General features: G+C 69.8%; 3 protein-coding genes. All 3 read right to left on the reverse strand.

Going from position 1 to position 4,538, the window contains the following annotated elements; translation table 11 throughout:
* Positions 1-812: 812 nt before the first annotated feature.
* Entirely contained in the window at positions 813-2,132 is a 1,320-nt protein-coding gene (locus I6U14_RS05670; RefSeq protein ID WP_296897595.1) for a hypothetical protein, read from the reverse strand.
* A gap of 5 nt (positions 2,133-2,137) precedes the next feature.
* Positions 2,138-2,500 carry a hypothetical protein gene (locus tag I6U14_RS05675; RefSeq protein WP_296897596.1) on the reverse strand — a complete coding sequence of 121 codons (363 nt, stop codon included), beginning with the start codon at positions 2,498-2,500 and terminating at the stop codon, positions 2,138-2,140.
* Positions 2,501-3,273: 773 nt separating this feature from the next.
* A partial coding sequence (locus I6U14_RS05680) for a trypsin-like peptidase domain-containing protein (RefSeq protein ID WP_296897597.1) occupies positions 3,274-4,538 on the reverse strand: 1,265 nt, incomplete at its 5' end.

The raw sequence follows: 4,538 nt of genomic DNA on the forward strand, positions 1-4,538 counted from the left end.
GGTAGCAGCACTCTATAAGGCGGCGCGACAGCGTCTCACCGCTGCGCGACGAGACGATGTCAAGAAGGAACAGCTTGGATGGCTGAGAAAACGGGAGGCGTGCTCGCGTGAGGCACAGCCAACGCAATGCCTGCGAAGGGTCTACGAGGTTCGTATCTCGCAGCTCCGGGCGTCAGCTGGAAGTGGCATGTAGGGGCCAAACTGCACAACGCCGCCAGCGAGGAACAGTGACCATTGTCGGAGGAAGGTCCGAAACTCCTTGTTGGCGTCCGGTCGGAGTGTTCGCTCCGGGTCGGTTCCTGCCGACCCAGGACACTCTTCTCGATGTCTGCACAGTGACCTGAAGCCGACATCTACTGTGCCTGTCGGAGACCGGCAACTGTCGGCGGACTCTCGCCGCTGGCGCTGCGGCGCCGGATTGCCGGAGGTCGCGTCCGCAGCGACCGCGCCCGATGCGCCGGATGCCGCCGGGCGGGGCTGTCTCGACCCACCCCCCGGCCAATCAGAGTCCGGAGGCCGATGCCTGCCGCGGGGCCTTCGCCGACCTGCGGCCCGTCGCCGTGCGCCTGGCGGTGTTGACCGGCAACCTGGAACGCCTGCGCGGGGAGTACCTGCGTACCTTACGCCGCGCCCGCGCTGGAGGACGTGCTGCTGCCGGAGATGGACGCCCGTCTGGCGGCCATCGACAACGCGCTGGATGAACTGGAGTGCGAGGAAGCGGTGCGGGTGCGCCGCCCCCGCAGCTGAGGTGATACTGAATCGACAGCCCGTCCTGGATAGAGCCGGCGGCCGCACCGCAACGGCCGCGCCGCCTACATCATGTTGTCGCGCACATCCCCGTAGGGCGTACCGCTCGTCTTGTCGTAGTAGTACACCACAGGGCCGCCCTCACCCGGCACCAGCAGGCCGGCGTCTTCGAGGATACGGTAGGCGTTGATGGGCAGCACCTCCTGGTTGCGGGCGACGAACAGCAGCGCGCCGGGGATGTGCGCCAGCAGGGTGCCGCGGTCGGCGGTCACCAGGTCCTGTATCCAGGGCGGCAGGCCGTCAGGCACCAGCTGCATCCTGGGCGGGGGCCCCAGGTCGTGCTCCGCGTGGATGCGGATCAGCGCCAGCTGGATCATACCCAGCGACGCCGTGATGCAGGAGCGCTCCAGCAGCTGGTAAGACATATCGGCGCCCTCCAGCAGGTTGGCGAGCGGATCGCGCGGCAGGCGGGAGGTGGCGAAGATCTCCTCGGCGCGCTTGATCTGTTCCGGCGTCAGGTCTGGTGGGCGCTCGGCCTTCAGCGCGCCTTCTTCGATCATCCGGCCGAGCATGCGCCGCGCGAACGCATCGCCGGACAGCGCGGCGGTGAGGAACGTGGCCTGCAGCGCGCCGTCGACCTCCGGCAGCGCGACCGGATAGCAGCGCCAGGGATTGCCGCGGACGATGTCCGTGAGGAAGCGCTGGGCGCCCGTGTAGGCGCGGGCGGTTAGGGTGTAGGTGGACGGGTCCAGTCCCTGGAGACCGTCGTAGCGCGTCATGGGCGGTCGCCAGGCCTCCCAGCTCAGCATCAGATCGTCCGCCGGCAGGGCACCGCGCAGCGGCTCGCCGTCGCGGCCCAGGACGACGGGCTGCCGCCCGGGCGCGAACAGGAAGCGCAGCATGGCGTGGCCCATGAAGGTGTCCTTGTCGTTCTTGTTGCGCGTCGGCGTCAGGCACCACTGCAGCGCGCTCAGGCCGTCCAGCGGCACGCGCAGGGTCGCCAGCAGGTTCTCGCCGAGGACGGGGTTGCCGCCGGCGTTGACGTTGCGCATCAGCACGAACGGCTTCTCGCCCGTCTCGCGCGAGTTGGCCCAGTCCACCATGAAGGGCAGCATGGACACGGCGAGGCCGTTCGGCAGCTGGTCCGTCGCGGTGTTGATGCGCGCCAGCGGCGTTGTGTTGTCGACCCAGCTCAGCAACTCGCGGGCGTCGGCGGTGCGCGGCGGGCCGGGGTAGTCCTGCGCGAGCCGCGGCACCAGGGGTGCATCACGCTCGGCGAGGTCGGGGGTGGGCGTGTGCAGCAGCCAGTACACCATCGCCAGCAGCAGCGCGAGCAGGGCGCCGATGCCGGCAAGCAGCCGTTGCAGCGTTCGCTTGATCGCCATGGTGCTTATGCGCTGCCCGCGCCGACGTGGCGCAGGCGCTGAAGCCGGGGCGGATCGGTGCCCCAGATGTCGCTGATCTCGTGGAGGCGCTCCAGAAGTCCGGCGGTCATGGCCTCGGCCACGCGCTCGCGCGCCGCCGCCGGCAGGAACGGTGCGTCTGCCACGCGTTGAGCGGCCTGCTCTACCCGCTGGATCAGCCCGCCGCCGCGCGACACCAGCGCCAGGATGCTCTCCGCCACATGGACCTCGGGTGTCCCGTCGGGCCTGTCGGAGAGGCTATTGGCGCCGGGCGCGAGCGACCGGTTCGACGTGAACCAGACCAGGTCGCCGGCGGCGAGGTCGCAGGTATAGAGTCCGTAGATGGCCATCGGGTTTCTCGGAAAGCTATCTGTGCTCGGTGTTTGCATCCGCCGCCGACGGCGCTCGCTTCCCGGTCCGCGGCGATGGCATCGCTGCTCCAGCTGGTGTGGCCGCATCGGCATCCGTGGCGGCGGTGTCATGGTCAGGAGCCAGCGCAGCGAGCCGGTCCGGCACCGGCCTTGCCGCCCAGGCGCCCTCGCCCGGGCCTTAGAAGGCACCGTTGAGCAGCTTGACGTCGTCACGCAGGCGTGGCTCCGGGCGCAGCATCAGCTGTGACAGCGTATAGGACATCCAAGCCACCCTGAGCGTCCAGGTTGGCCCGGCGAAGAAAGCTAGCGGGAGCGGGATGCGCAGTCAACGCCCGACCGCGGGGTTGACGGACGTCGCGCGCGATGCGGGCGCGCGCGTTTCCGGGTGCTGGGGTGAGCACCTGCGCCGCAACGCACCGCCGAGAGACGAGCGGGGCTGCACCGTTTCCTGCGCGAGAGAGACGGCGGCTACCAAGCCATGCGCTGATCAAACTCGAAGTCGGACTCGGGCTGTTGGAGGAGGTCCAAGTCCGGCAACGACTCGAGAGTATCGTCCCAAGCGGGCGGTCCCCGTGCGGGCGCGATCGGTAGCAGGGGCCTCGGCAAGGCAGTCTGCGAGCTTCGCAGTGTCGGCGAATGTGCTCAGTGCCGCCGCTCTTGTTCGCACAGCTCAGGCCTCCTTTGGGTCTTGATCGGGCAGCCAGGAGGTAGTACGCGATGTCCGCTTCCGAGTGTCCCGGCCACTGGGTGAGTCAAGACTGAGAGTCGATATAGCCCGTTCGCCGATGCTCAACGGCTTCTTGCTCCGGCAACGGCATACGAGGATCGCGCTCAGCCCGGTCAACACACCATCTGCATCGATCCCTCAGCCCCATCACCAAACGACTGCCGAAGCCCATCCCGGTACGCTGCATCGAACCGCCCGTAGTAATCGAACCCCCCCCATCCGACCCACCCAGGTGAGTCCCAACCAACAGGCCTTGGGTATCGAACAGCCCCGAGCCACTGCTACCGGGGCCTGTCCCTCCGGCGCGCCGCTCCACCCGCACGTACCCGATCTCCGTCGGGTCCGCGTCCTCGCCGCACCAAGCGACTTCAAGGCAGGTCTTGTACTGGCCCACCGTCCCGCGGCTCAGCTCCTGCGGTCCGCCGAGGGGGTGGTGGATGCCGACGGTCGTGTTGCCGATCGCAGGCAGGACTGGCTCCACCTCCACGAACGCGGCATCAGCCGGTGGCGAGCGTCGCAGCCGCAGCAGGGCGGTGTCGTTGGACTGATTCAGGTAGTGCACGTCGGCACCGCCTGGGGCGCTGTCGCCGGCGCCCACCGCTCTAGCGCAGGTCTGGGCGCGCAGCAGCCAGGGGCTCCCCACTGAGGACGCGCGCCTCTGATCCGGGAAGCAATGCTGCGCCGGACGTACGCAGGGACTGTCCGCGGCCGGGCAGTCACCCGCGACCAGCGTGCCCGTCCAGGCACCGGTCGCGCCCCCTGGGTGGTTATAGAGCCGCAGGGAGGGCGCCCGGGTCCGGGGGTCCCCGATCGCCTGGCAGGGGGGGGCGGTGGCCTCCGGGGGGCGGGCGGCGTCCGCCGGGGGCTCGCCGGGGAGCCGGGCGACGTGTGAGACCGCCGGCAGCGCCAGGCGCACCCGTTTGGGGTCTGCGCCGGCGGACAGGGTGAGCTCGAGCCGGAGTGCCTCTCCGTCGATCAGCGGCGACCAGAACAGCGGTGCCTCGCTGCCGGCGGCGGCGATGCGGGCCAGGGCTTGGTCGTGGGTGACCGGTGGCAGCCGGAGCTCAAGCGCCTGGTGCGCGACGGTGGCGCCGGCTTGCGTGGCGGCTGGGTCGGCGAAGGCCGGCATGGTGAAGCCAGCCATCGTGACTGCGATGACGCCAAGCAGGGCTAGGTAGGCGGCGCTCCTGCGGCTGGACGGCGGCCATGCCTGCGATGCAGGGCGGACTGGTACGGGCTGTCGGGCGCCGCGTCTGTGGTCGGCAGGCGGCGTCCTTCGTGCTGGCATGT

The organism is Thiohalocapsa sp., assembly GCF_019695415.1.
In the GTDB taxonomy this organism is placed as follows: Bacteria; Pseudomonadota; Gammaproteobacteria; order Chromatiales; family Chromatiaceae; genus Thiohalocapsa.

Coding starts and splice junctions, on each gene's coding strand:
- I6U14_RS05675 (WP_296897596.1), bottom strand. CDS start 2,500: ATGGCCATCTACGGACTCTATACCTGCGACCTCGCCGCCGGCGACCTG.
- I6U14_RS05670 (WP_296897595.1), bottom strand. CDS start 2,132: ATGGCGATCAAGCGAACGCTGCAACGGCTGCTTGCCGGCATCGGCGCC.